Raw genomic sequence first — 25,595 nt, 5'->3', positions numbered from 1 at the left:
GTTCAGGGCAACAGGACGGGCGACCTGTTGCCTTCTGCGTAACGGCGCAACACTTCGGGGTAGAGCACATGCTCCTGAACCAGCACTCGCGCAGCCAGTGAATCCGGGGTGTCGCCCTGCTCAACAGGTACCTTCGCCTGCCCCAAAATCGGGCCATCATCCAGCGCCGCAGTGACTTCATGAACCGAGCAGCCATGTTCGGAGTCACCCGCCTCAATGGCGCGGGCATGGGTGTGTAAACCTTTGTATTTCGGCAGCAAAGAGGGGTGGATGTTCAGCATCCGCCCCCGAAACCTGGACACAAAATCCCCCGTCAGCACGCGCATGAAACCTGCTAGGCATACAATGTCCGGCTGTGCCTCTTGCAAGGGCTTCAAAAGCTCGGCCTCAAACGCGGCGCGGTCCCCCTTGAACGGGCGGTGATCAACCACTGCGGTCGGAATGCCACGGTCCGCAGCTTTTTTCAGCCCGCCTGCCTGTGCATCGTTGGACAGCACCAAACAAGGCCGCGCCGGATGATCGCCGGTCATACTGTCGACCAGCGACACCATGTTCGACCCACCGCCGGAAATCAGGATCGCGACGCGCTTGTGGCTCACAGCAATTTGCCCGAATAGGCAACACCGGGCGTCTCGGTTACGGTGCCGATCCGCGCGACTGTTTCACCTGCGTCGGACAGCAAGATCGACAACGTATCCGCCTTGTCTGCCTGGCACACGACAATCAGGCCGATGCCGCAGTTGAAGGTCTTGAGCATTTCGGCTTCGAAGATGCCACCGGTTTCCGCCATCCAGCTGAAGACGGGTGGCAATTGCCAGCTGTCCAGATCGATCTCGGCCCCCAACCCCTCGGGCAACACACGCGGCAGGTTTTCGGTCAGACCACCGCCTGTGATATGGGCCAGCGCGTGAACGCCACCGGCGCGGACCGCAGCCAATGCTGGTTTGACATACAGACGCGTGGGCGTCAGCAGAGCCTCACCCAGCGATCCTTCACCGAAGGGCGACGGCGCGTCCCAACCCAGCCCTGACAGTTCGACCAGTTTGCGTACCAGAGAATAGCCGTTGGAATGCACACCGTTCGAGGCCAGACCCAGCAGTACGTCACCCGACTGAACACCCGAGGGCAAATCCGCACCACGTTCCATAGCACCAACCGAGAAACCAGCCAGATCAAAGTCACCATCGGGATACATGCCCGGCATCTCAGCCGTCTCGCCCCCGATCAGCGCACAACCGGATTGCGCGCAACCCTCGGCAATGCCTTCGATGATCCGAGCTGCCGTGTCGGTGTCCAGCTTGCCGGTCGCAAAATAGTCCAGGAAGAACAGCGGCTCGGCCCCCTGACAGATCAGGTCATTGACGCACATGGCCACCAGATCGATGCCGACCCCATCCACAACGCCGGTATCAATTGCAATCCGAAGTTTGGTGCCCACGCCGTCGGTTGCGCCCACCAGAATCGGGTTCTGATACCCGGCGGCTTTCAGGTCGAACAACGCACCAAAGCCACCCAGCCCGCTCATCACGCCGGGGCGGTTGGTCCGCTTGGCGGCGGGCTTGATCCGATCGACCAGAGCGTTGCCCGCGTCAATATCCACGCCTGCATCGGCATAGGTGATTCCGTTCTTACCCGCTGTCATGGTCGGTCCCTCATGAATGCTTTGCGGGCGGGTTAGTCGATTGTGCAACATGTTGCAACGGTCAGGCTTGACGCGGGCGTTCACCGTGATAGGCAAGACGCCGTGGCGGGCCTGTAGCTCAATTGGTTAGAGCAGAGCGCTCATAACGCTTTGGTTGCGGGTTCAAGTCCTGCCGGGCCTACCAAATAACCGCCTAACGCTTTGACAGAAAAGATAAACGTTTCGCCCTTGGGCCAATTGGCGTGCCGAACCCAGCGAAGTCGAAATGTCTGACCTGTTTGCACCGGGATACAAAACGTAGAACATGCCAAAGCTCTTTAGACCGGTGGAATTAATACTCCAGAAACTCTTCTACGCTGTCAGCCAGCCACCAAGGGCTTTGTGTTTCGTAGAACGTATGTGTCCCAGCCGAATTTGGCAGGTTTCTGACGGTCACAAGGTAGTCTTTAAAATCGATCGGTACGGACCAATGTGAGGCGTCATACAGCATGGCCAAGTATTCATCCGCAGTTGGTTCGTAGTATTCCTGATCCGGATCTGGTGGACCATAGACTTTTGCAAACTCAGCCTGGAAGTAATCCAGAACATATGAGCAATAGATCACCTGGTTTGCTCGGACCTGAACCGGAATAGGTGCGAACTCGTCTGCGTCTTCCTGGACAAAGTGCTTCAGCTCAAACGCCATCCCCTGAATCACTTCTTCCTGCATCCAATTGCTGCAGGTATCGCCAAGCGCAATGAAGCTTGCCATGCGTTCGAATTTTCGATCTTCGGCTTCCCGTGCGAATTGCGTGATCGGAACTAGCGCAAACAATGAAGTGACAGTAACAACGACTTTCTCAATATTGCTAAGAGCTGCTTTAATCATTTTCTCTGAACCCCACGTCGTTTGAAAACTGGGGTTAGAATGACATGCTTATACAAAATCACAAAATTGCATGCATTTAATTAGCAAGAGAATTTTGGCTACCGACCGATTATTATATCCGCACAAAGCCCGCCCAAACGCTCGCTTTTTGCCAGCCGCAAGGTTCCACCATGAGCACGGGCAATATCCGCCACGATCGCCAATCCCAGCCCTACGCCGCTGCCTTTGTTCTGATTGCGCGCAGGGTCAAGTCGGGTGAAAGGCTTGACCGCTTCGGTGCGTTCCTCGACCGGAATACCAGGACCATCATCTTCGACACGGATACGCATAGACTTGGGATTCAGCGTCAAGCTCACGTCAGCACGTGATCCATAGCGCACCGCATTTCCGATCAGGTTCTCAACGGCCCTGCGAATGGCCATGGGGCGCAACATAACTGTCCCCTGCCCCTCAACCCCAATTAAATCGGCCTGATGCCCGGCGCGCTTAGCATCCTCGACGATCTGGCGAATAAACACGTCGGGCTGCACCTCCTCGGGGGACCCTTCCGCAGCGCCACGTGTGAAATCCAGAAAAGCGTCCAGCAAAGACTGCATTTCTGTCACGTCCTGCTGCAAAGGTGCGGCCTCATCCTCGGGCAGCATGGACAGTCCGAGCTTCAGACGGGTCAGCGGCGTGCGCAGGTCATGGCTGACACCAGAAAGCATCAAGGTTCGTTGTTCGATCTGACGTTCGATCCGGGCGCGCATGTCCAGGAACGCATTCCCGGCCGCGCGTACTTCGATTGCACCACCGGGGGTGTACGGCACGACCCGCCCCCGACCAAACGCCTGCGCAGCATCGGCCAATCGCGTGATCGGCCGCAATTGGTTGCGCATGTAAAGAAAGGAAATCGTGGTCATGATCACCGCGAAAAACACCATCGTCACGATCAACTGGTGCGGCGCAACCGGTGACAACCTGCGCCGATCAAAGGTCAGTTGCAACACGCCAAGGTGCGTTTGCATATAGACCCGCGCCTCGCGGCTGGTTGGCAGAGCAACGGCAACCAGATCGGGCAAATTCGCCTGAAGGTCAGCCTGAACTTGCGGTGCAATGAAATCATACCAACGCCGCGCCCCTATCATCGGTTCTTCGTTCACGCCCAGAAAACGCGCCTGCATTTCAAGGGCTTGCAAATCGGGGCGCATCGCGGCCACAGCCTCTTGCTGGGTTTCAGCATCTGCGATCATCGTGGTGATCAGGGTCACTTCGCGCGAGGCGGCGCTTGTCATCTGCCCGGTGACGTCTTCCAGGTGTTTCTGAATAAACGCAATGCCCACCACAAGCAGCAACACGATCACCGGCAAAACCAGAATCAAGGCGGCGCGGGCGTAAAGGCTGCGAGGCAGATAGGGTTTGAGCCATTGCGAAGACATGGGCTAAACCTAGCGGGCCGCCCGGATAAGAGGAAGAGCGCAGAATGCAGGCACCTGACGATTTCAATCCAACCGCAGGTATTGCGGTCGATCTGCAACCGGGGCTGTGGCGCATTCTGGCCCCGAATCCGTCGCCCATGACTTACCGTGGTACCAACACTTATTTGCTTGGGGATCGAGACATCGCTGTGATCGACCCCGGCCCTGAAAACGAGGCGCATCTGAACGCGATTCTCGATGCTTTGAAGCCGGGGCAAAAGATAAGCCATATTGTCGTGACGCACACGCATCTGGATCATTCCCCCCTTGCTGCGCCCCTATCACAAAGGTCAGGCGCTCCGATCTATGCCTTTGGCGGGCCAGAGGCGGGACGAAGCGACGTCATGACCGATTTGGTCGCGCAAGGTATGACCGGAGGTGGCGAAGGTATCGACTCGGCGTTTCGCCCGGATGTGGAAGTCGAAGACGGTGAGGTCATTGCTGGTGACGGTTGGCAGTTGGAGGTCATTCACACCCCCGGCCATCTGGGAAATCACATCGCTCTGGGCTGGCAGAACACCTGTTTCACGGCAGACCACGTGATGGGTTGGGCCAGTTCGTTAGTCTCACCCCCGGACGGAGATTTGACGGATTTCATGGCGGCCTGCCGCCGCCTGCGTGCCCGGAGCTGGTCGGTATTCCACGCAGGGCACGGGGCACCAATTACAAACCCCGCCGAGCGTCTGGACTGGTTGATCCAGCATCGGCTAACCCGCGAGGCTCAGATTCTGTCTGCATTGGAACAGGCAGACGGCACAGCCCGACAACTGGCCGAGCGTATCTATACCGACACACCCACTGCCCTATTACCTGCTGCCGAGCGGAACGTCTTTGCGCACCTTGTTGATCTGTTTGGAAAAAACAAAGTTCTCCCACGCGGAGAAATGTCTGTCACAGCCAAGTTTCATCGCATCGGCTGAAACCTAGAAAAATTTTTGCGCTTCGCGCGCTTCCCCTCTGGACGCCGGAAATCCGGGTTGCTATACGCGCCTCAGTTCCGGCGTAGCTCAGCGGTAGAGCAGTTGACTGTTAATCAATTGGTCGTAGGTTCGATCCCTACCGCCGGAGCCAACAAGTGATCACCAACTCAAACACCCAAGTTATATCAAGTCAGTCATATCATTGGCTTCCGTTGATGGCGCGTGCCTCGGCAACTATCGGTTGATTGTTGATCGGCTCGGATTGATTTTGAACTTGGAATAACTGCTTTCAAAGATCTGACTGACCGCCCCGCCAACTAACGCCACATCAGATTTTGCTTGGAAAGGAACTGGATATTCTTCCAAGTCCATTTGGAAAGCTTCACCGATTTTTTACAAACTCCGGAATTTCATAAAATGCACTGATAGCCACTCCATAGATCAAAGTGATCAGGGCGCTGAAAGCAACCAACCAAAACAGTACAGCGCTTCCGATAAGTGTTCCTTTCAACAACTGAACCTTAAAATTGTGGCTAGGCTTGTTCGGATTACTTTCTTCTACGCTGTTTATTTTCGAGTCAAACCACTGAAATACTGTAACTTTTAACGCCATTATCTCGAAAACCACATAGCCAGTGGTTTTCAGAGCCAAAACAAGCCAAGTGAAAAACAGAAAAAACGAACAAGCTTTGCCCATAGAAAGCATCGCTGGGATACTCTTGACTTCGGGCATGGATAAATGCCGCGAGGGTCGCCAATATTCCCAGCCGCACCAAAGCGCCAACAAAGTCGGAAGATCGCTTCATAGAATCGTGCAATTGCTGCTTGGCCGTTTCAAGTTTTGCGCGATCCAACTCGAAGCTGAACTCCAGATCAAAGGTAGAATTTTCGGGTTCTTGACCCTTTTGCAATTCGGCGCTCTCAGGCGTCATTCCAGTTTCGCTATCCTTGGATTTGTTTGATCCCTTGATTGGCTGATTCATGATATGTGCAACACTTAATTTCTGATTTTCCTTAATCATTTCAACCAAGCACACCTTGTTGAAAACAACAAGACCGCCTCAGGTGTCTGCGTAAAACAGCCCGGATGCTCTATTGAAATACGGCCACAGCGCCGGGCACCTCTGGTCAAGATCTTCGCGTTGGAAATCCCAATGGCGGGCAAAACAACGTCGCTCAACCAACCCCGCCACCGGAACCAAATCCATCCAATTCAACTCTGAAAAAGCCGGTTGTAACGGCAGGCAAACGCATCACTAGAAATCACTGAAAAAACTCATACACCCTCTGGACGACCGGTAATTCGATTGCTATACGGCGCGAACCGTTCCGGCGTAGCTCAGCGGTAGAGCAGTTGACTGTTAATCAATTGGTCGTAGGTTCGATCCCTACCGCCGGAGCCATTCTTACTTAAAACTTTTTTCAGCCCTTCAGGGCGTCTTCGAAATCCGTGCGCAGGTTGCGTTTAAGGACCTTCCCCGTTGCGTTCAGCGGAAGTGCATCGACAAAGACCACTTTGTCCGGGATCTGCCACTTGGCAATCTTGCCTTCAAAGAAACGCAGCAATTCGTCTTCGCTTGGGTCTTCACCTTCAGCCTTCACAGCGACCAGCAAGGGCCTTTCATCCCATTTCGGGTGCGGCACGCCCACAACAGCGGCAGTTGCAAGCTTGGGATTCGCGACCGCGATATTTTCAAGCTCGACCGAACTGATCCATTCGCCACCGGATTTGATGATATCTTTGGATCTGTCACGGATGGTCATGTAGCCATCCGGGTCCAGCGTGGCGACATCCCCAGTGGCAAACCAGCCGTCTTGCAGAAGCTGCTGATCCTGCAACAAAAAGTAGCTGTCCAGAACCCAATGCCCCCGCACCATCAGATCGCCTTGCGTTTCGCCGTCATGTGGCAGGTCATTGCCATCATCATCGACGATTTTCAGCTCGACCCCAAAGGGCGGTCTACCCTGGCTCAGACGGACTGCGTGCTGTTCTTCCGACGGCAACTGCATGTGTTTGGCCAGAGGGTAGTTTGCTGTACCCAGAGGGCTCATCTCGCTCATGCCCCAGGCGTGAACCGTGTCGACGCCATAGTTTTCGCGGAAGGTTTCGATCATCGAGGGCGGGCAGGCTGCCCCGCCAATCACTGTTCGATCCAGGCTTTTCAACTCGGTCCCGCATTTGGCGGCATGGGCCAGCAGACCTTGCCAAATGGTGGGCACCCCCATGGCCAGCGTCACTCCATAAGTGTCGATCAGGTTGACCAATGCTTCTCCGTGCAAATCCGGCCCGGGCAACACAAGTCGTGATCCTGACATGGCACAGGCATAGGGCGACCCCCAAGCGTTGACGTGGAACATCGGCACAACAGGCATGACGACGTCCATCGCCGAATACCCGATCACATCTTTTGTGTTCGACGCGAAGCTGTGCAGCAACGTAGACCTATGGGAATACAACACGCCCTTCGGATTGCCCGTCGTGCCAGAGGTGTAACACAAGCTTGATGCGGTGTTTTCATCCAAATCAGGCCATACGAACCCGGCGTCTCCTGTTTCGATCAGTTCGTCGTAGAATTTGAGATCAGGGATCTGTGACGCTGCCTCTTCATTGCGCGGCCCCATCAAGACAAAGTGCCTGACCTCTGTAAGCGCACTATGCAGTGCAGCCACAAGCGGAATGAAAGTTGCATCAAAGAACAGCACACGATCCTGAGCGTGATTGATGATGTAGGTCATTTGCTCGGGGAACAGGCGCGGATTGACCGTATGGCAAACAAAGCCAGAGCCTGACGTCGCGTAGTATATCTCCAGATGCCGCCGGTTGTTCCAAGCCAGAGTCCCGATCCTGTCTTGCGGTTCCAATCCCAGTCCAGTCAACGCCGATGCCAGGCGTCGGGCGTTCACCGCAATCTCGGCCCAGTTGGTTTTGGTGACCGTTCCATCTGTCTCGACCGAGACAATACTGGTCTGGCCATGGTAGCGCTCTGCGTGATCAATCAGTGACGAAATCAGCAAAGGCTGCGTCATCATCTGTCCCAGCATGGACATCCTCCCGTCATTGGCGGCGTCTTAAATGACCCCTGCCTTATCCATCTGACATTAACAGCTAGGAGCAGGCCCCATTGCGTCAATCCAGTCGTTTCCTAGGATGGAACCCTGCCAAGCATTTAATTGTCTGACAATAAAAGAATGCAACGCTCCAGTGAAGCGCGTTGCGTTTTCAGACGTCAATCCCGATGTTTCAACGCATAGGCGACCAGCGCAGCGGTGGATGCGTCCTTGCCTTGGGCGCTCTCTTCACCGTCCACAATGGGGCCAAGCGACGTGGCCAGCTCCTTACCCAGCTCTACCCCCCATTGGTCGAAAGAGTTGATACCCAACAGCACACCTTCGACAAACACCCGGTGCTCATACAGGGCAACGATCTGACCCAGTACGAATGGTGTGAGTTTCGGATAAATCAGAGTGGTGGACGGACGATTGCCGGGGAAAACCCGATGCCGCGCCTGTCGCTCCAGTTCCGCATCTGTCAGCCCTTTTGCCGCCATACGGTCCCGCGCTTCGTCCAGTGACCGGCCGCGCATCAGGGCTTCGGACTGCGCCAGACAATTGGCCAAAAGCAGGCGGTGATGATGGGTCAGCTCGGGTTCGTGCCCTTCGGCGGCAACCATGAACTCGCAAGGGATGACATCCGTGCCTTGATGAATCAATTGGTAGAACGCGTGCTGACCATTTGTACCTGGCTCACCCCAGACCACAGGACCCGAAGGAACAGTCAGCGAAGACCCATCCATGGCTACTGATTTGCCGTTCGATTCCATTTCCAACTGTTGGAAATAGGCGGGCAGCCGCAACAGCCGCTGATCATAGGGCAGCACGGCGCGGCTGCTGTGGCCCAGAACCTGACGATGCCAGATACCTACCAGCGCCAGCATGACGGGCATGTTCTCGGCCCAATCCGCCGAGCGAAAATGCAGATCCATCGCCTGCCCACCGCGCAAAAACGCATCAAACGCGTTTGAGCCGACAGCGATCATGACCGGCAGGCCCACTGGCCCCCAAACCGAATAGCGCCCTCCGACCCAATCAGCGAAACCGAACACATGCGCTTCGGGGATGCCAAACGCCTGCGTCTTGTCCAATGCGCTGGATACGGCGGCAAACTGCCGGGATGGATCGCCTCCGCCTTCGGACATCCAGGCGCGGGCCGTGCGCGCATTGGTCATTGTCTCAATGGTGGTGAAGGTTTTCGAGGCGACAATCACCAAAGTCCGCGTCGGATCCAACTGACGCAACGTGTCAGCGATATGCGCACCATCCACGTTCGAGACGTAATGCAGGCGCGGCCCGTCATGATACGGAGCCAGCGCGTGAGTGGCCATGACAGGACCAAGATCAGACCCACCGATGCCAATATTGACCACATCGGTAAAGCTTCCCCCTGCCCCCGCAATCGCACCGCCGCGCACTTCCTCGGCAAAGACCCGCATCCGTTGCAACGTGTCCAGAACCTCGGGCATGACGTCCTGACCATCGACTTCGACCGGCCCACCCTCCAGATTGCGCAAGGCCGTGTGCAGCACCGCGCGCCCTTCAGTTTCGTTGATCTTTTCGCCCGCAAACATCGCATCGCGCCGCGCCGCAAGACCGGCGTCCTCGCACAGTTGGATCAGCCCCGCGCGCACGTTTTCGTCGATCTGCGTCTTGGAGTAATCAAAAAGCATATCCCCGGCCGAAGCCGAAAAAGCCTCGGCCCTGTTCGCGTCTGCCTCAAACAGGTCCAAGATACGGCGGTCCGCGTCTGCCAATGCCTTCAAAGCGTCCAGTTGCATGTGTTTACTCCGACCAATGGACAGTCATACCGCTCAGCACTGCGGCGATTGGTGCTTCTTCAGGTGGCAGCGACATGGCCTTTTCCAAAGCATCGCGCTTTGCCTGACCGTAGATGATCAGGTGCTTTGACAGCGCGCCGTCCAAAATCGGCGCTGTCAGCGAAATGCGCGCTTCGGGTTGCACCTCTGTACGCGCAACAGCCAGCGTTGGCGCATTGCTGTCCAGCGCTTCCGCCAACCCTTCCATCCCCGGAAACAACGAAGCCGTATGCATGTCGTCACCCATCCCAAGCACCAGAACCGACAACGGCAACACTGGCGCGATCAGGGATTCAATTTCAGGCAATGCCGCCTCTGGTTCCGCACCAGGCACATAAAGCGGGATGTAATGCGCGGCAGAAGCTCGGTTGGTCAGCAGTCTTTCACGGATCAAGCGCTCGTTCGAACGCTCGTGGTCGGCAGGTACACAGCGTTCATCAGTGGGCAGAACACGCACACGGTCCCACGCCAGATCAGCCGCACAAAGACTGTCAAACACTGGCCCCGGCGTTGTCCCACCGGGAACGGCCAATGCGACTGTCTCATGATGTAGCAGTGCAGCTTCCAGATCACCCGCCAAGGTATTGGCTACGTCGATGGCCAGCATTTCTCGGTCTGCATATTCCAGAATATTCATGGCTTGATTCCTTGCCAACGGCGACCGTCTCTTTTCATCAGCAGCTCGGCGTCGCCCGGCCCTGTGCTGCCGCTGTCATAAGGTTTCGGCACGTCGCCGCGCGCCAGCCAGCCAGCGATGATCGGATCGGTCCAGGCCCAGGCGGCCTCGACCTCGTCCCCGCGCATGAACAGCGTCTGGTTGCCCCGGATCACATCCATCACCAACCGTTCATAAGCATCCGGCGGATCCTGATTTTCTGGTCCCAACGCTTCGGCAAAGCTCATGTCCAGTGGGACATCGACCAGACGCATCCCACCCGGCCCCGGTTCCTTGATCGTCACCTTCAAGGTGATCCCTTCATTGGGTTGCAAACGGATCGACAATGCATTGGCGTGCCGTCCGGCTTCTTCCCCGAAGATCGAATGCGGCGCGTCCTTGAACATGACATTGATCACCGAAGACCGCGCCACCAACCGCTTACCCGTGCGCAGATAGAATGGCGTACCAGCCCACCGCCAGTTGCTGATGTGGGCCTTCAACGCCACGTAGCTTTCGGTGGTTGAGCGCGGATTGCCAACGCAGTCCCTGTATCCCGGCCCATCTGGCCCTGCAGCGAACTGGCCGCGCACAATGTGATGGGGCTCTACCTGGTCAAGCGCTCGGATTACCTTGAGTTTCTCGTCGCGCACTGCGTCAGGATCAAATTTGGCCGGAGGTTCCATCGCGATCAGGCAGAGTAATTGCATCAGGTGGTTCTGCACCATGTCTCGCATTGCACCTGCGCGCTCGTAATACTCCTCGCGCCCGGAAATCCCAACGGTTTCCGCAACCGTGATTTGGATGTGGTCGACATATTGGCTGTTCCACAAGGGTTCGAACAGCATGTTGCCAAAGCGCACAGCCATAAGGTTCTGCACGGTTTCCTTACCCAGATAATGATCGATCCGGTAAATCTGGCTCTCGTCGAAATGCGCAGCCAGCGTGGCATTCAGGGCCCGCGCACTGTCCAGATCATGGCCAAACGGTTTTTCCACCACGATGCGGGTGTCGTCCGTCGCCAGATTATGCGCCCTGACCCGCTCGGCCAACGGGCCGAACAAACCTGGACCGACAGAGAAATAAAACGCCCTTATGCGGTCCGGCGACAGCTTTTCGCCCAGAACATCCCAGCCTTCTGCAGTCATGGCATCCAGCGACACGTAATCGACGCGCTGCAAAAACCGCGTCAGCGCCCGGCTGTCCTGCACCCGCTTCGGCGCGTGTTGGCGCAATGCATCGGCAACCATCTCACGAAATTCTTCCGCAGTATGGTTCGCCCGGGCTGCGGCAAGAATATTAGCATCCTCATGCCATTGCCCCGCACAGAACCGACGGAAAAGTGCAGGCAGGATTTTGCGCTGCGCAAGATCGCCGGTACCGCCGAAAATGATCAGATCAAAAGGATCAACTGGGATGACGCGTGAAACCATAAGCTGTCCTTACCCCGCCCCTTTCGGCATGTCCAATGTTAGCGCAATCAAATCTGAAAACACAAAGCTCATCAAAACTCTGTCAGAACCGTCGCGTCACCCTTACCAAATCCCAAACAACACGCTAGTTCAAACCGACGACTTCAAAAAAACCGGATGCGGGAATGAAAGACAACGCCCCACAGCTCGCCAATATCGGCAAGTTTCAAAACAAATTGGAGACGGCAGACGGGCAGACCCGCGCAACAGTTTCACTGACCCAGCCAGATACGCTTTGGTTTAACACAGGTACGCTGTGCAACATCGAATGCGTGAACTGTTACATCGCCAGCAGCCCGACCAATGACGCTTTGGTTTATCTGACCGCTGATGAGGTTCGTGACTATCTGGATCAAATTAAAGAGCGCAACTGGCCCGTGCGCGAGATCGGCTTTACCGGCGGCGAACCCTTTATGAACCCCGAGATGATCGAGATGACACGTGCCGCGCTGGACCGTGGATATGAGGTCTTGATTCTGACCAATGCGATGGCCCCGATGATGCGCCGCAAGATGCGCGAAGGCTTGTTGGAGTTGCAGAACAAATACAACGACAAACTGACCCTGCGCATCTCGGTCGATCACCACCGCCCCGACCTGCACGATGAAGAGCGTGGCAAAGGCAGTTTCGACAAAACCGTTGCCGGAATGGAATGGTTGCGCGATCACGGCTTCAACATGGCGATCGCAGGCAGAACGGTTTGGGGGGACACGGATGCAGAAAGCCGCGCGGGCTATGCTGCGTTCTTCGCCCAGCATCGCTTTAACATCGACCCCAACGATCCGGCGCAGACCGTTTTGTTCCCCGAGATGGACGAGACCGTGGAAGTGCCTGAAATCACAACCGCCTGCTGGGGAATTCTAGACAAATCCCCAAATGCGGTGATGTGCGCAAGTTCGCGCATGGTGGTCAAACGCAAAGGTGCGGATCGCCCTGCCGTTCTGGCCTGCACGTTGCTGCCTTACGAACCAGAATTCGAGATGGGGCACAGCCTGGCCGAAGCCGAGGCGGATGTTCACCTCAACCACCCTCATTGCGCCAAGTTTTGCGTTCTGGGCGGTGCCAGCTGCTCGGGGTGATCAGTTCAGTTCGGGCGATTTCCAGAACTTTGTGCCGGATGCACCTGCTGACACGCGCCAACCTTTTTTGCTGAGCACAAAGAAAGAGCGCCCGTCGGTAAAACGCACGGTTTCACCTGTTTTCTCTTCACCATACATGGCACCAGTTTCAGCCGTTGCGTCATAGCCATGGGTTATGAAGTGTTCCAGGTCAGCCGGGGTTTCGAACAGGATCACAAACTTGGCCTCAAAGCCGCCGATGCCGATGGCCGCACCTACACCACCCGTGCCCATGTTCATATAGGTGTGCTGCCCGGTGTCTTTTGAAACGGCCACACCGCGCCCATACCCTGCCGACACCGGAAAGACCGAAATCTTGCGCGAGTCGAAGGCTGCATAACCTGCACTGACGTCATAGAGTGACTGCGCTTCGGGGTTTTCGGCAAGCAACTGATCAAGGATCTCTCCTGCCATTACGTCCAGCTTGGCACGCGTTTCTTCCGGCGTTGCTTCGTTGGACAGCAGATCCGACGTGGAATTGATGGTTTCATCGACGGCCTCAGCGCCTTTGCTGATTGTGTCACCGACGCTTTCCGCGCCACGACCGATCGCATCTGCGGTGTTTTCAGCACCTTTCTTAATCTTGCCCAGAACGCCTTCGGCAAATACAGGGCCACTCAGGCTCAGCATTGCAGTAAAAAGTACCGCTCGTTTCATCGTTTTTTATCCTGTGGCTCCAACGAATTGGCTGCCACCATACCCGACTTGCTCTAAATGAGAACGGGTATTTCGATGCTCGGTCAGACTTTCACATCTGCTTAGTTCACTCGGAACTCACCCACCATGTTGCGCCACTCGCCCGGTGCGATCATTTTGCGATGGGTAAACTTGACGGAATGCAGCGGCCCTTCGATCTCTCGCTGCCAGAAATCGATGAATTCGAACAGTTTCGGATGATCCGGCGCAAGGTCGTAGTCCTGCCAGATGAACGTGTTCAAGACGTGGATATAGTCGGGCATATGATAGAAGAATTCTGCCGTTGTCAGACCGTACCCTTTAAGCATCAATTCGGTTTCGCTTGGCTTCATGCGGACCTCCGGTTTGTTGCAAGGTCTCTTCAGGCTAGCACAGAAACCTTCTAATTCTTGGATAACAATATGTTACCGGGACGTTACCGTGGTTTTTCGCGCTCAATGCGCTGCTTGCTTGCACCTTATGTGCCGGGTCTGATAAGGTGCATCCACAAGATATAGACCCAAGCCAAAGATCGGGCAGTTTACGTGAGCGATACGCCAGAAATTCCTGAAAACATGGACGAAACCCCGCCAGAGCGCCCAGTTTATGACGGCCCGACGGTCTCCATCGAATCCGAAATGCGCACGTCCTATCTGGACTATGCCATGTCGGTCATCGTATCCCGCGCGATCCCGGATTTGCGCGACGGGCTGAAGCCGGTGCATCGGCGTATTCTGTACGCCATGCACGAGACGGGGAATACCCACGACAAAGCCTATCGCAAATCGGCGCGTCCGGTTGGCGACGTAATGGGTAAATACCACCCGCACGGTGACTCAGCTATCTATGACGCGCTGGTACGAATGGCGCAGGATTTCTCGATGTCGCTGCCTTTGCTGGATGGTCAGGGCAACTTTGGCTCGATGGACGGCGATAACCCAGCGGCGATGCGCTATACCGAAGTACGCATGGACAAACCTGCCGCGTCCCTGCTGGCTGATATCGAAAAAGAGACGGTCGATTTTCAGGACAACTACGACGGAAAGGACAAAGAACCAACCGTTCTGCCCGCGCGTTTCCCGAATATGCTGGTCAATGGCGCCGGTGGTATCGCTGTGGGTATGGCGACCAATATTCCGCCGCACAACCTTGGCGAAGTCGTCGATGCGACTCTGGCCCTGATCGACGATCCTGACCTGACCTCAGAGCAGTTGATTGAATATGTCCCCGGCCCCGATTTCCCAACGGGTGGCGTCATGCTGGGCCGATCTGGTGCGCGCAAAGCCTATCTGGAAGGTCGCGGCAGCGTCATCATCCGCGCCAAGACCCGTGTCGAAGAAATCCGCAAGGATCGCTATGCGATTGTCGTGGATGAGATCCCGTATCAGGTAAACAAGGCCTCGATGATCGAAAAGATCGCCGAAGCGGTGCGCGAGAAACGGATAGAAGGCGTCAGTCACGTGCAGGACGAATCCGACCGCAATGGCGTACGGGTCGTGGTCGAACTGAAGCGCGATGCGACGCCCGAGGTGGTCCTGAACCAACTGTTCCGCTTCTCGCCGATGCAGACCTCGTTCGGCTGCAACATGCTGGCCTTGAATGGAGGCCGACCCGAGCAGCTGACCCTGCGCCGATTCCTGACGTCCTTCATCGACTTCCGCGAAGATGTTGTGGCACGTCGCACCGCGTACGACCTGCGCAAAGCGCGAGAGCGCAGCCACATCCTGTGTGGTCTGGCCGTGGCCGTGTCGAACGTGGACGAGGTGGTTGCCACGATCCGATCCTCGGCAGACGCCGCCGAAGCGCGCGAAAAACTGATGACCCGCCGTTGGCCGGCATCCGAGATCGAAGGCTATCTGCGCCTGATCGACGATCCTTTGTCCAAGATGAATGACGATGGCACCTATAACCTGACCGAAGTTCAGGCCCGTGCCATCCTGGAACTGCGCCTACAACGCCTGACCCAATTGGGTGTCAAAGAGGTCACGGACGAGTTGGAAGACCTGGCTGCCAAGATCAAGGAATATCTGGATATTCTGTCCTCGCGCGAGCGCATCATGGGCATCATCGCAGATGAGCTGCGAAGTGTTCGTGAACAATTCGCTGTAGACCGCCGTACCGAGATCGTCGACTGGTCCGGCGATATGGAAGACGAAGACCTGATCGAGCGCGAAGACATGGTCGTGACCGTCACTTCGGGCGGTTACATCAAACGCACGCCGCTGGCCGACTTCCGCGCGCAGAAACGTGGCGGCAAGGGCCTGTCGGGGATGCAGACCAAGGAAGAGGACGTCGTTACCAACCTCTTTGTGGCGAACACGCATACCCAACTATTGTTCTTCACCACCGAAGGGATGGTCTACAAGCTCAAGACCTGGCGCTTGCCGCAGTCCAGCCGGACCGGCAAGGGCAAGGCGATCGTCAACATCCTGCCGATCCCGACCGGTGTGTCCATCGCCGCTATCATGCCCGTGGACGTGCCGGATGAAGAGTGGGAGAACCTGCAAATCGTCTTCGCCACAAGCGCGGGCGACGTGCGCCGCAACCGTCTGTCGGACTTCACCAATGTGCGCCGCAACGGCAAGATCGCGATGAAACTGCCCGAAGGCGTGGAGCTGGTGAATGCCCGCATCTGTTCGGAAGACGAAGATGTGATGCTGGTCACCAATTCGGGCCGCGCGATCCGCTTCCGCACCACCGATGTTCGCGTGTTCAACTCGCGCGAGTCCACCGGGGTGCGTGGCATTAAGCTGACCAATGGCGACCGCGTGGTGTCGATGTCGGTGATCCGTCACTTTGAGGCCGAAGCTGATGAGCGTGCGGCCTACCTTAAGCGACGCCGCGCCGTGGCAGGCATTGCCGACGATGGTGAGACGGATGAAGATGAAGCAGCGCCAGGTTCGATCACACAGGAACGCTATGCCGAAATGTCTGCCTCGGAAAACTTGATCCTGACCATCACCACCGGCGGCGCAGGCAAACTAAGCTCCAGCCACGACTACCCCGTCCGCGGACGCGGTGGTATGGGCGTGGCAGCCATGGACAAGGCGATGCGCGGCGGTGAGCTTGTGGCATCCTTCCCGGTCGAGATCGACGACCAGATCATGCTGGCCACGTCCAAAGGTCAGTCGATCCGTGTCCCGGTCGAGGGGATTTCCTTCCGGTCCCGCAGTGCGGGTGGTGTACGGGTCTTCAACACTGGCAAGGGCGAAGAAGTTGTCAGCGTTGCCTGGATCGCCGATCAGGGCGAGGACGAGACAGAAGAGTAATCATTCCAAACCGTTAAAATAGAAAAACCCGAGGTCCGCTGACCTCGGGTTTTTTGCGTTTTTAATAAACCTCTGCCGCACTGACGAACTTGCGGCAGGAATACCTTAACTAGGCGGCGTTGCGCTTTTGGCGGCGCCCGTATGCAAACAGCCCACCGATACCACCAAGCAGAAGCCACCCGGCAGCAGGCAGCGGAACAGGAGCGACTGTATACTGACCATAAAGCGTTGCGTGGTTCTGCGCCCCTTCAACCGTACTGAAACCAGTGGAAATTGTGTTCCCACCGTCCTGTGAAAAGCCAAGCACCGAAAACACAAAGTTCTGTCCACCATAGGTGAAGTTCTGGGAACCGAGTGAGTTGGCAATGGTCACAATATCGTTGCAGGGCGTTGCATCCTGAGGACAATTTGCCGGTCGGTTTAAGGTCTCATTATGGGTCAGTGAAAAGGTTGATGATACCAAAGGTCCGCCGCCGATCTGCAGATCAACGACAAGATCTACCGAACTCAGAACCTCTCCTGGAATCGGGAAGTTGAGATGGGTGAACTGTCCCAGGTCAAAAGCTGTGTCCGGCGAAAGGTTCAAAATTGGTGTACCCGTCGGCGTGAAATCATAACCACTCGGGTTACTGCCACCGCCCCAACGCAGCGAGATCGTTGAACCAGAGCTGCTTTCAGTAATACCCGTCGTCGGATTCACGTTCTGCCAAGAGGGTGAAATAGCTGTCACACTCAATGCCGAGGCAGCACTACCAGCCAATACCCCGACTAAGGCAATCGCAGCCACGTTACATTTCAACGCCATGTGTTTAACCCCTACCCTTCAATCACTTTTTACGAATTCGCACTCCTAAGGAAGTGCTGCACAGACCTGAGTACAACTAGCAACGCAACCACAATTTGACCACCTTTTCACCTCATTTGAAGGGAAGACCCTCGGCATCGTTACCAATACTGCAACGGTGGGGTAGAATGAGGGTATTTAAGCCTTTTGGGATACAATTATTTCAATCCCAAACATAAACTCTAGGCTATCTTGTAAAGGCCAAACATGCGTAAAGACCACCTTAGTGGATGCCGCACGTATTAGGCCGCAATCTGATGACACTTGCGCTGTATCGACATTACCAACTGCAATCATCTGTGGATCAGTGAATCTACAGTGAATCACGGTCAAAAACCGCCCTTTCCCCGCAGCGTCACTCGGGAGGTCCTGTCTTGGTGAAAACAGGCCGGAAAACGTATGTTCAGCTCAGAGCCCGTATAATGTTCCGAACTTTTCTTCCAGATAGGAAAGCAATGGCTCCGGCCCCGGCTCTACGCCGCTGGCACGTGCGATGACGTCTCGCGGTGCATAAAGCCCGCCATGCTGCTGAACCTGATCCCGCAACCAGCCCGTAGCGCCCGAAGTATCACCCTCGGAAAGTTGGGTATCCAGCCCCGGTACGGCTGCACGCAAAGCCTGATAAAGGCATCCGGCATAAACGTTGCCCAAGGAGTAGGTCGGGAAGTAGCCGAACAGCCCAACGGACCAGTGCACATCCTGCAAACAGCCATTCGAAGGTTTGTCGACCGCGTAGCCAAAATCTGTCTTGAACCGATCGTTCCACGCGGATTCGAGGTCGCTCACCTGCAAGTCTCCGGCCATCAGGGCGCGTTCCAGATCAAAACGCAGCATGATGTGTAGGTTGTATTGCACTTCATCCGCCTCGGTCCGGATATAGCCATTATGAACTCGGTTGACAGTCGCATAAAACGCATCTGCATTGGCAATGCCGAAATCACCAAAAGCCTCAGTCATTTGGGTGAACAGCCAACCGGTAAAGGCGCGTGAGCGGCCAAGTTGGTTTTCATAGATCCGGCTTTGGCTTTCGTGTACGCCCATTGACACACCGGACCCAAGCGGGGTCAGCAAATAGGCTTTGTCGATACCCTGCTCATACGCGGCGTGGCCGACCTCGTGAATGGTGGAATAGAAGCAATTAAAGGGATCCGTTTCGCTGGTGCGCGTGGTGATACGCACGTCCAAACCGCTGCCCGAGCTAAACGGATGCACCGCCTTGTCCACCCGGCCGTTATTCAGATCATATCCAAATGTTGTCGCCAGTTTTTGCGTCAGGCGCATCTGGGTTTGCTCATCAAAGCTACCATTCAGAGCTGCCGGTTCCGGCCGATCCAATACGGCGGTACGCAAAGCCACCAGACGTGGGCGCATTTCATCAAAAATGGCCGCAATTTGTGCGCCGGTTGTATAGGGCTCATAATCCTCGACCATCGCGTCATAGACGTCACCGCCCTGCGCCAATGCCTCACCCTCCTGACGCTTGAGTGAGACCACTTCTTCCAAAACCGGAAGGAACGCGGAAACGTCTTCATCCGCCCGGGCCTGTGCCCAAGTTCCCTGTGCGGCGGACGTGACACGGGCAATGGTCGTTGCCAGATCGGCTGGCACTTTCACGGCGCGTTCATACGCGCGGCGGATTTCACGAATTTGCGCTTTACCGACCTCATCCTGAGGTGCCGCCTGTTCCAGCCACTCAGCCACGCGTGGGTCAGATTTTCGCGCGTGAAGAACGGCCTCAATCGCGGCCATTTCTTCGGCACGCTGCGGCGCCGCCCCGCGTGGCATGACGGTTTCCTGATCCCAACCCAACCGCCCGGCAATCTGGCCCAAAGCCGAGGTTTCACGCTGAAAGGCCATAAGCTCGTTGAAAGCGGTCATAGGATCATACTCCGCGCAGGGATGTTGCGATGGGATAAGCGGTCAAGAACCGGGCGCGCAGGATTAGGGTCCAGACGACAACGGCCATGAACTGATGGAAGATAGCGATCTGCCAGGGCGCACCGTAGACAACAGTCACGATGCCGACGACAACCTGCAATGCCAGCGCAGCAAAGGCGGCGTTGAAGGCAAAACGTGTCTGTGGATGTGCGCTGGTGCCGCCACGACGCCAGACGACGAAAGCAAAGATGAACAGCAGATATCCCGCACAGCGGTGGATGAATTGCACCAATCCGGGACTTTCAAAGAAATTCCGCCACGTTGGCTCCAGCGCTGTGGCATCGGGTGGGAATACTTGCCCGCCGATCAAGGGCCAGTCGGTGTAAGACCGCCCGGCGTCAATCCCAGCAACCAGCGCGCCGATGAGTATTTGTAAAAAGGCGAAATGCATCAGACCGGTGGACAGCGAGAACAGTTTGGCCTCTTTCGCGCGGCGCGCCTGCATCAGGTCGCGTTCTTCGCGGCCAAGTTCAAAGATGTACCACGCCAAGAAGCCCAGGATCACAAAAGCCAGACCCAAATGTGTGGCCAGACGATAACTGGCAACGGCGGTCATGCCCTCACCCTGCGTCACGCCCGAGGCGACCATCCACCATCCGACCGCACCTTGAACACCGCCTAAAAGGCCCGGAATCAACAGCTTACCGGTCCAGCCGGTTGGAATTTTACGTGCAGCTAAGAAACCAAAGAACCCGAGGGCCCAGACAAGTCCGATCACGCGGCCCAGTTGACGATGGCCCCATTCCCACCAGTAGATGAACTTGAAATCATTCAACTCCATCCATTGGTTTTGAATGCGCCACTGGTCGATCTGCTTGTATTTGTCGAATTCCGCCTGCCAGTCGGCCTCATTCATCGGCGGGATGGCTCCGGTGATCGGGCGCCATTCCGTGATCGAAAGACCGCTGTCAGTCAGGCGCGTCAAGCCACCAACTGCGATCATCACAACAACCAAAGCAAACAGGATCATCAACCAAACGCGGATTGCCTGCCGCGCGCCGCCGCGTCCCCGGTCGATCATTCCCGGTTGCACGGCTTGTTGTTTTTCGGTGTCCGAGACCTCTTCGAAGATGCTGCGCTTACCGCTCATGCTGTCCTCACGTCCTGATTTTGTCGCAAGCTAGGGCTTGGTGGAAGATAGGTCCAGCCTCAGCTTTTGTCTTTCCAGCGGACCATCTGCCGCATGATTCCATGCAGCATCTGCACATCAGCCCGCGTCATCCGCATCCGCGACCACAGATTTCGCAGATTAACTTTCATACCCTCTGCTTTTTCAGGGGGATAGAAGAACCCGGCCTCTTCCAGACGATCCTCGTAATGCTCGACCAGTTTTTCCACTTCGATCCCTGTGGCCCAGTCGCCCTTGCCCAGATCGGTGGTCTCGTGCATCACGTCTCCGGTCTGGCGCATCCACTCATAGGCGGTCAGCAACACGCACTGCCCCAGGTTCAGCGAGGCGTATTCCGGGTTCACCGGAACCGATATGATCGCGTTGGCCTTTGCAATGTCTTCATTCTCAAGCCCTGCGCGTTCAGGACCGAACAGCACGGCGACTTTCTCTCCTGCTGCGACTTTCTCAGCCGCGATCTGCATCGCACGTTCTGGGCTGTAGACCGGCTTGGTCAATCCACGTTGCCGGGCGGTGGTCGCGAAGACAAACGTGCTGTCGGCCAGCGAACCTGCCAGATCGTCGAACAATTGCGCCTCATCCAGCAACCGCCCTGCCCCGCTGGACATGGCCACGGCTTTGGGGTTCGGCCAGCCGTCGCGCGGGGCCACAATGCGCATACGGTCCAGACCGAAATTCCACATCGCGCGTGCAGCGGCGCCGATGTTTTCGCCCATCTGCGGGCGCACGAGCACGAAAGAGGGCTGAGATGTATCGCTGGGCATGGCTGTCTCCGAAAAGTTCCGCCCGCTCTAATCCGACGGCGTCAACAGGGCAACCCGATCCTCTTCTTCTGTTTCCAAATACCTGCTTGGCGGGCTAAAAAGTTTGCTTCCCCGCCGCAATCCGCTAAACCGCGCCAAAGACCAAAAGCCGAAGGACGCGCCCATGGACACCCCCGAGCAGCCGCAGATTTACCTGATCACGCCTCCGACCATCGAGTTGAGCACCTTCACAAACAAGCTGGCAACGGTATTGGACGGTGCCGATATCGCCTGCATTCGTCTGGCGCTGGCCGGAAACGACGAAGACACCCTTTCCCGTGCGGCGGATGCCTGCCGCGAGGTTGCCCACGCGCGTGATGTGGCCATCGTTATTTCGAACCACGTGCTGCTGGCCCAGCGTCTTGGTCTGGACGGTGTGCATTTGGACGACGCGGCTCGGTCCGTCAGGGCTGTGCGCAAGGAATTGGGCACAGATGCAATTGTCGGTAGTTTCTGCGGTGCCTCCAGCCATGACGGTATGACTGCTGGTGAAAACGGTGCCGATTATGTAGCCTTCGGTCCTGTTGGCACCACCGCTTTGGGCGATGGCACGCGTGCCGAAAGGGATTTGTTCCAGTGGTGGTCCGAGATGATCGAAGTTCCGGTTGTGGCCGAAGGTGGACTAACGCCCGACCTGATCCGCGACCTGGCCCCCTGCACCGATTTCTTCGGCATTGGGGACGAAATCTGGAACAGCGACGATCCGCTTGGCACGCTGAACACTCTAACAGCAGCGATGTCCTAACCGGGCATCACCCCAACATCCAAGGCTCGGCTAGCCAATACACCCCGAGCCCTGCAATCAGGATTGAGGCCAGAACTGCAATCCGGCCGCGGGTCCTGTGCGAACGGCCAGCAAACAATAGCGCCAGTCCAAACGCAGCCGAGGCAGCCAAAACCAGCGGCACCACAACCCCAGCCCCAAACCCCAACATCGCTGGAAGCTGATGGTCCGGCGGCACGCCGATAGCCCGAAGAGCCCTTGCCAACGCCAATCCAAACACTGTTCCGCCAGCAAACACGGTCAACAGCCGCGCGACCTGCAACCGTCGTGCCACGAGGTTCCACAACGCCAGCCCGATGACAAACGCCGTCGGCGCATGTAAACCGACATAGGTCGGCACGTTCAACACGTCGTAGACAGCCAAGCCAAGCCCAACGAACACGCCAACTGACAGAAACACCACCTGCGCCACGACTGCTCGCAAGGACAAAGACAGAAACACAAGGACCAGGGCAAGCAAGCACGGTGTGAACGGAGCGTTTATGACGTACTCGATCCCCAACGCAAAAAACGTCTTTAGTGTCTGTTGCGGCGTCAAGGATGCCCCTCCGCGCAATGGTATGAGAGGGCTGGTTTCACCGGCCGCCAAGTAACTGGTATAGGGCGCCGCAACGCCCTGCTGCCGCAGCACAATCGGCCCGCCATCAACCGGCCAGCGCATTTTCAGGTTCGAAGCTTGATCCGGAAAAGGTGCTGTTAGCAGCAGTTTGGTAACACGCGCTTCTTCTTTACCACCGCCTTCAAGGACAAGCACGCGTTCCAAAGTCAGTTTCAAACGCTCGGGAACCTGAACTTCGACGTCCTGCACCCACGTTTCAACAAACGCTCTGATCTTTGGTTCCAGTTCCGATGACGTCGTCTGCCGCAGAGCCAGATACTGCGGATCCCCGGAAAGAACTTCATGCCGTGTTGGATCAAACCCAAGCAACAGTGCTTCAGCATTCAATCCAACCTCAAGGAACAGCTTTTCATCGGCGATCCAGAAATCAATCACCGTAGGTTGTTCAGATTGCGCCCGCCCCGCGCTTGAAGAAAGGAACGCAAAGACCAAACAGCTAAAAATAATGAGGGCAAAGACACGAAGGATGGCCCGAAATACACGGCCGTTCATAAGAAACTCTCCGGTAAAAGAAACAAATCACCAATCATTGTGGTCAATTGTTCCCGTGCAGGTCTCTGTTCGCAAGCGTAAAAGGCGTAAATGCCGGGGGGTTAGGGAATATCTGACAGCGGTTACGTTCTGACTTGCACGGGCATCACCGCTGCGGCATGACATCCTCATGACTCAGAACGCCAATATACTATGTATCGGTTCGGTCCTGTGGGACGTGATCGGACGATCAGCAAGCGCTATGCGACAAGGTTCGGACGTGCCGGGGCGCATCACCCGGTTGCCCGGCGGCGTTGCGATGAACATCGCCATGACACTCGTGCGCTTTGGTATGACCCCTACTTTGCTCACCGCAATTGGTCGCGATCCCGAGGGTGATGAGCTTGTCCACGCCTGTTCGCGGCTGGGCATGGTCACGGATCACATCTATCGCTCTCAGGATTTGCCGACCGATCGCTATATGGCCGTAGAAGGCGCAAACGGGTTGATCGCCGCAATTGCTGACGCGCACTCGCTGGAGGCTGCGGGTGCAAAGATCCTGCGCCCTTTGATGCATGGACCACTGGGCTATGAGAACACGCCCTTTGAAGGACCCATCGCGCTGGATGGCAACCTGACGCTGGACCTGTTGGAAGAAATTGCTCAAAGCCCCGCCTTTGCCCGCGCCGACCTGCGCGTGGCCCCGGCCTCGCCCGGCAAAGCGGAAAGGCTGCTACCCTTCCTCAAGCACGCCCGCGCCACACTTTACGTGAACCTCGAAGAGGCCGGCATCTTGTGCCAACGTGAATTCACTGACTCCGAATCCGCTGCCAAGGGTCTGCTGGATCGCGGTGCGCTACGCGTGCTGGTGACTGACGGCGGAAACTCAGCCACCGTAGGCAGTTCCGACGAGATTCTAACTCAAACACCCCCGTCCGTTCTGGTCACCCGAGTGACCGGTGCCGGGGATACCTTCATGGCGGCCCATATCGCCTCAGAATCCGGCGGCGCATCGAGTGACGAGGCCCTGACCCGCGCTCTGCACGCCGCTGCAACCTATGTTTCCGGAGAAACCCCACTGTGATCGAAATCCAATACTCAGCTGAGGTCCGCGCCGCCAAAGACGCAGGCCAACCCATCGTTGCGCTGGAAAGCACCATCATCACCCATGGAATGCCCTACCCGCAAAACGTCGAAGTTGCGGCTCAGGTCGAACAGGACATTCGTGATGCGGGCGCAGTTCCGGCAACCATGGCGGTGATTGCAGGTAAACTGCACGTGGGGCTGGAACCCGAGCAACTGCAATGGCTGGGACAGGCACAGGGTGTCGCCAAAATCTCGCGCGCAGACATGGCGGCCTGCATTTCGACCGGAGGCACCGGGGCCACAACCGTCGCCGCCACAATGATCGCCGCGCAATACGCCGGGATAGAGGTCTTTGCCACTGGCGGCATCGGTGGTGTGCATCAGGGCGCAGAGACAACGTTCGACATTTCTGCTGACCTGCACGAGCTGGGCCATACGCCGGTCACAGTGGTTGCTGCCGGGGCCAAAGCTATCCTGGACCTCGCCAAAACGCTTGAAGTGCTAGAGACTTTGGGCGTGCCGGTCATCGCGTATAGGCAAGATGAGTTCCCTGCATTTTGGTCGGCCAAATCACCTTTTTCCGCGCCTCTGCGTATGGACAGTGCCGAAGCCATCGCCAAAGCCCATGCCACCCGGCGTGTGCTGGGTCTGCCCGGCGGACAGCTGGTTGCCAACCCGATCCCTGCCGCCGATCAGATAGCGGCCGGGGAACTGGCCCCGATCATCGCCGAGGCTCAAGCCGACGCGGATGCCCACCGCATCACCGGCAAAGCCGTGACGCCCTATCTGCTGCAACGCATTTTTGAGAAAACCGAAGGCCGTTCGTTAACGGCCAATATCGCGCTGGTCCGCAACAACGCACGCCTGGCCGCCAAAATCGCGCAGTCGCTGGTGCAGCAGGGTTGACGCAGCCCTATTGTACCAAAGCGACGGATTGACTACCTAAACCCCGGAAACCATTCGGAACTGCCCAC

At 56.7% G+C, this 25,595-nt stretch carries 22 protein-coding genes and 3 tRNA genes; 9 read left to right on the top strand and 16 right to left on the bottom strand.

Annotation, left to right across the window (positions count from 1 at the left end; all coding sequences use genetic code 11):
* Nucleotides 1–2: 2 nt before the first annotated feature.
* Together purN and purM are read right to left on the bottom strand one after the other, a co-directional pair.
* Complete coding sequence (gene purN / locus GS646_RS07250; RefSeq protein WP_171183371.1) at nt 3–599, bottom strand: phosphoribosylglycinamide formyltransferase; 597 nt, start codon at nt 597–599, stop codon at nt 3–5.
* A complete protein-coding gene (gene purM, locus GS646_RS07245) occupies nt 596–1,642 on the bottom strand; it encodes a phosphoribosylformylglycinamidine cyclo-ligase (protein WP_171647035.1) in 1,047 nt (348 codons plus the stop codon). Before purM ends, purN begins: the two co-directional genes overlap by 4 nt.
* A 107-nt stretch (nt 1,643–1,749) precedes the next feature.
* Between purM and GS646_RS07240 the strand changes: the two genes are divergently transcribed.
* A tRNA-Ile gene (locus GS646_RS07240) sits at nt 1,750–1,826 on the top strand.
* A 147-nt stretch (nt 1,827–1,973) separates the two neighbouring features.
* On the opposite strand, the gene GS646_RS07235 is transcribed toward GS646_RS07240, so the two are convergent.
* Together GS646_RS07235 and GS646_RS07230 are read right to left on the bottom strand one after the other, a co-directional pair.
* Nucleotides 1,974–2,510 (bottom strand): hypothetical protein, encoded by a 537-nt coding sequence (locus tag GS646_RS07235; RefSeq protein WP_171090273.1) that lies wholly within the window; start codon nt 2,508–2,510, stop codon nt 1,974–1,976.
* Between the two features lie 98 nt (nt 2,511–2,608).
* Nucleotides 2,609–3,928 (bottom strand): ATP-binding protein, encoded by a 1,320-nt coding sequence (locus GS646_RS07230; protein WP_171090275.1) that lies wholly within the window; start codon nt 3,926–3,928, stop codon nt 2,609–2,611.
* A 44-nt stretch (nt 3,929–3,972) separates the two neighbouring features.
* Here GS646_RS07230 and GS646_RS07225 point away from each other — a divergent pair, with 44 nt between their 5' ends.
* Both GS646_RS07225 and GS646_RS07220 read left to right on the top strand, forming a co-directional pair.
* The gene (locus GS646_RS07225) at nt 3,973–4,887 is read left to right on the top strand and encodes an MBL fold metallo-hydrolase (protein ID WP_171183375.1); all 915 of its coding nucleotides are present in this window, start codon (nt 3,973–3,975) and stop codon (nt 4,885–4,887) included.
* A 76-nt stretch (nt 4,888–4,963) separates the two neighbouring features.
* Nucleotides 4,964–5,038, top strand: a tRNA-Asn gene (locus GS646_RS07220).
* A 427-nt stretch (nt 5,039–5,465) separates the two neighbouring features.
* Here the strand turns inward: GS646_RS07220 and GS646_RS07215 are convergent.
* A complete protein-coding gene (locus GS646_RS07215; protein ID WP_216602071.1) occupies nt 5,466–5,909 on the bottom strand; it encodes a hypothetical protein in 444 nt (147 codons plus the stop codon).
* 306 nt (nt 5,910–6,215) lie between these two features.
* Between GS646_RS07215 and GS646_RS07210 the strand changes: the two genes are divergently transcribed.
* Nucleotides 6,216–6,290, top strand: a tRNA-Asn gene (locus GS646_RS07210).
* A gap of 19 nt (nt 6,291–6,309) precedes the next feature.
* Here the strand turns inward: GS646_RS07210 and GS646_RS07205 are convergent.
* From GS646_RS07205 to zwf, 4 genes are all read right to left on the bottom strand, one after another.
* Nucleotides 6,310–7,929, bottom strand: coding sequence for a long-chain-fatty-acid--CoA ligase (locus tag GS646_RS07205; protein WP_171183377.1), 1,620 nt, complete (start codon nt 7,927–7,929; stop codon nt 6,310–6,312).
* Nucleotides 7,930–8,114: 185 nt separating this feature from the next.
* Nucleotides 8,115–9,719, bottom strand: a complete 1,605-nt coding sequence (gene pgi / locus GS646_RS07200) for a glucose-6-phosphate isomerase (protein WP_171183379.1) — start codon at nt 9,717–9,719, stop codon at nt 8,115–8,117.
* A gap of 4 nt (nt 9,720–9,723) precedes the next feature.
* Complete coding sequence (pgl, locus tag GS646_RS07195) at nt 9,724–10,395, bottom strand: 6-phosphogluconolactonase (RefSeq protein WP_171183380.1); 672 nt, start codon at nt 10,393–10,395, stop codon at nt 9,724–9,726.
* Nucleotides 10,392–11,846 carry a glucose-6-phosphate dehydrogenase gene (gene zwf / locus GS646_RS07190; protein WP_171648408.1) on the bottom strand — a complete coding sequence of 485 codons (1,455 nt, stop codon included), beginning with the start codon at nt 11,844–11,846 and terminating at the stop codon, nt 10,392–10,394. Before zwf ends, pgl begins: the two co-directional genes overlap by 4 nt.
* Nucleotides 11,847–12,010: 164 nt before the next feature.
* On the opposite strand from zwf, the gene GS646_RS07185 reads away from it, so the two are divergent.
* Nucleotides 12,011–12,964, top strand: coding sequence for a radical SAM protein (locus GS646_RS07185; RefSeq protein ID WP_171648410.1), 954 nt, complete (start codon nt 12,011–12,013; stop codon nt 12,962–12,964).
* Here GS646_RS07185 and GS646_RS07180 read toward each other — a convergent pair whose 3' ends face one another.
* Together GS646_RS07180 and GS646_RS07175 are read right to left on the bottom strand one after the other, a co-directional pair.
* On the bottom strand, nt 12,965–13,660 hold the full coding sequence (locus GS646_RS07180) for a hypothetical protein (protein ID WP_171648412.1): 696 nt from the start codon (nt 13,658–13,660) through the stop codon (nt 12,965–12,967).
* A gap of 101 nt (nt 13,661–13,761) precedes the next feature.
* Entirely contained in the window at nt 13,762–14,031 is a 270-nt protein-coding gene (locus GS646_RS07175) for an usg protein (protein ID WP_171648414.1), read from the bottom strand.
* Between the two features lie 192 nt (nt 14,032–14,223).
* On the opposite strand from GS646_RS07175, the gene gyrA reads away from it, so the two are divergent.
* Complete coding sequence (gene gyrA, locus GS646_RS07170) at nt 14,224–16,947, top strand: DNA gyrase subunit A (protein WP_171648416.1); 2,724 nt, start codon at nt 14,224–14,226, stop codon at nt 16,945–16,947.
* A gap of 109 nt (nt 16,948–17,056) precedes the next feature.
* Here gyrA and GS646_RS07165 read toward each other — a convergent pair whose 3' ends face one another.
* The 4 genes from GS646_RS07165 to GS646_RS07150 all read right to left on the bottom strand — a co-directional run bounded on the left by GS646_RS07165 (nt 17,057) and on the right by GS646_RS07150 (nt 21,622).
* Nucleotides 17,057–17,734 carry a THxN family PEP-CTERM protein gene (locus GS646_RS07165; protein WP_371732060.1) on the bottom strand — a complete coding sequence of 226 codons (678 nt, stop codon included), beginning with the start codon at nt 17,732–17,734 and terminating at the stop codon, nt 17,057–17,059.
* Nucleotides 17,735–18,199: 465 nt separating this feature from the next.
* Complete coding sequence (locus tag GS646_RS07160; RefSeq protein ID WP_171648418.1) at nt 18,200–19,669, bottom strand: carboxypeptidase M32; 1,470 nt, start codon at nt 19,667–19,669, stop codon at nt 18,200–18,202.
* A gap of 4 nt (nt 19,670–19,673) precedes the next feature.
* Complete coding sequence (ctaA, locus tag GS646_RS07155; RefSeq protein ID WP_171648420.1) at nt 19,674–20,819, bottom strand: heme A synthase; 1,146 nt, start codon at nt 20,817–20,819, stop codon at nt 19,674–19,676.
* Between the two features lie 59 nt (nt 20,820–20,878).
* The gene (locus tag GS646_RS07150) at nt 20,879–21,622 is read right to left on the bottom strand and encodes an RNA methyltransferase (RefSeq protein WP_171648422.1); all 744 of its coding nucleotides are present in this window, start codon (nt 21,620–21,622) and stop codon (nt 20,879–20,881) included.
* Nucleotides 21,623–21,785: 163 nt separating this feature from the next.
* Here GS646_RS07150 and GS646_RS07145 point away from each other — a divergent pair, with 163 nt between their 5' ends.
* Nucleotides 21,786–22,406 (top strand): thiamine phosphate synthase, encoded by a 621-nt coding sequence (locus GS646_RS07145; RefSeq protein WP_171183400.1) that lies wholly within the window; start codon nt 21,786–21,788, stop codon nt 22,404–22,406.
* A 7-nt stretch (nt 22,407–22,413) separates the two neighbouring features.
* Here the strand turns inward: GS646_RS07145 and GS646_RS07140 are convergent, their stop codons facing one another.
* A complete protein-coding gene (locus tag GS646_RS07140) occupies nt 22,414–23,556 on the bottom strand; it encodes a HupE/UreJ family protein (RefSeq protein ID WP_171183402.1) in 1,143 nt (380 codons plus the stop codon).
* A gap of 169 nt (nt 23,557–23,725) precedes the next feature.
* Between GS646_RS07140 and GS646_RS07135 the strand changes: the two genes are divergently transcribed.
* Together GS646_RS07135 and GS646_RS07130 are read left to right on the top strand one after the other, a co-directional pair.
* On the top strand, nt 23,726–24,619 hold the full coding sequence (locus GS646_RS07135; protein WP_171183404.1) for a PfkB family carbohydrate kinase: 894 nt from the start codon (nt 23,726–23,728) through the stop codon (nt 24,617–24,619).
* The gene (locus GS646_RS07130; RefSeq protein ID WP_171183406.1) at nt 24,616–25,527 is read left to right on the top strand and encodes a pseudouridine-5'-phosphate glycosidase; all 912 of its coding nucleotides are present in this window, start codon (nt 24,616–24,618) and stop codon (nt 25,525–25,527) included. The genes GS646_RS07135 and GS646_RS07130 overlap by 4 nt, the downstream gene beginning before the upstream one ends.
* The last annotated feature ends 68 nt before the right edge of the window (nt 25,528–25,595 follow it).

Source organism: Ruegeria sp. HKCCD4315, from assembly GCF_013112245.1.
Taxonomy (GTDB): Bacteria; Pseudomonadota; Alphaproteobacteria; order Rhodobacterales; family Rhodobacteraceae; genus Ruegeria.
This window is presented reverse-complemented; position numbering and strand designations above follow the sequence as displayed.

Bases quoted from the DNA above. Each gene is read 5' to 3' on its own strand.
- GS646_RS07225 (WP_171183375.1), top strand. From the start codon at position 3,973: ATGCAGGCACCTGACGATTTCAATCCAACCGCAGGTATTGCGGTCGAT.
- GS646_RS07230 (WP_171090275.1), bottom strand. From the start codon at position 3,928: ATGTCTTCGCAATGGCTCAAACCCTATCTGCCTCGCAGCCTTTACGCC.
- ctaA (WP_171648420.1), bottom strand. From the start codon at position 20,819: ATGAGCGGTAAGCGCAGCATCTTCGAAGAGGTCTCGGACACCGAAAAA.
- pgl (WP_171183380.1), bottom strand. From the start codon at position 10,395: ATGAATATTCTGGAATATGCAGACCGAGAAATGCTGGCCATCGACGTA.
- purM (WP_171647035.1), bottom strand. From the start codon at position 1,642: ATGACAGCGGGTAAGAACGGAATCACCTATGCCGATGCAGGCGTGGAT.
- GS646_RS07140 (WP_171183402.1), bottom strand. From the start codon at position 23,556: ATGAACGGCCGTGTATTTCGGGCCATCCTTCGTGTCTTTGCCCTCATT.
- GS646_RS07205 (WP_171183377.1), bottom strand. From the start codon at position 7,929: ATGCTGGGACAGATGATGACGCAGCCTTTGCTGATTTCGTCACTGATT.
- pgi (WP_171183379.1), bottom strand. From the start codon at position 9,719: ATGCAACTGGACGCTTTGAAGGCATTGGCAGACGCGGACCGCCGTATC.
- zwf (WP_171648408.1), bottom strand. From the start codon at position 11,846: ATGGTTTCACGCGTCATCCCAGTTGATCCTTTTGATCTGATCATTTTC.
- GS646_RS07185 (WP_171648410.1), top strand. From the start codon at position 12,011: ATGAAAGACAACGCCCCACAGCTCGCCAATATCGGCAAGTTTCAAAAC.
- GS646_RS07215 (WP_216602071.1), bottom strand. From the start codon at position 5,909: ATGATTAAGGAAAATCAGAAATTAAGTGTTGCACATATCATGAATCAG.
- GS646_RS07180 (WP_171648412.1), bottom strand. From the start codon at position 13,660: ATGAAACGAGCGGTACTTTTTACTGCAATGCTGAGCCTGAGTGGCCCT.
- GS646_RS07235 (WP_171090273.1), bottom strand. From the start codon at position 2,510: ATGATTAAAGCAGCTCTTAGCAATATTGAGAAAGTCGTTGTTACTGTC.
- GS646_RS07150 (WP_171648422.1), bottom strand. From the start codon at position 21,622: ATGCCCAGCGATACATCTCAGCCCTCTTTCGTGCTCGTGCGCCCGCAG.
- GS646_RS07145 (WP_171183400.1), top strand. From the start codon at position 21,786: ATGGACACCCCCGAGCAGCCGCAGATTTACCTGATCACGCCTCCGACC.
- GS646_RS07135 (WP_171183404.1), top strand. From the start codon at position 23,726: ATGACTCAGAACGCCAATATACTATGTATCGGTTCGGTCCTGTGGGAC.
- GS646_RS07175 (WP_171648414.1), bottom strand. From the start codon at position 14,031: ATGAAGCCAAGCGAAACCGAATTGATGCTTAAAGGGTACGGTCTGACA.
- GS646_RS07160 (WP_171648418.1), bottom strand. From the start codon at position 19,669: ATGACCGCTTTCAACGAGCTTATGGCCTTTCAGCGTGAAACCTCGGCT.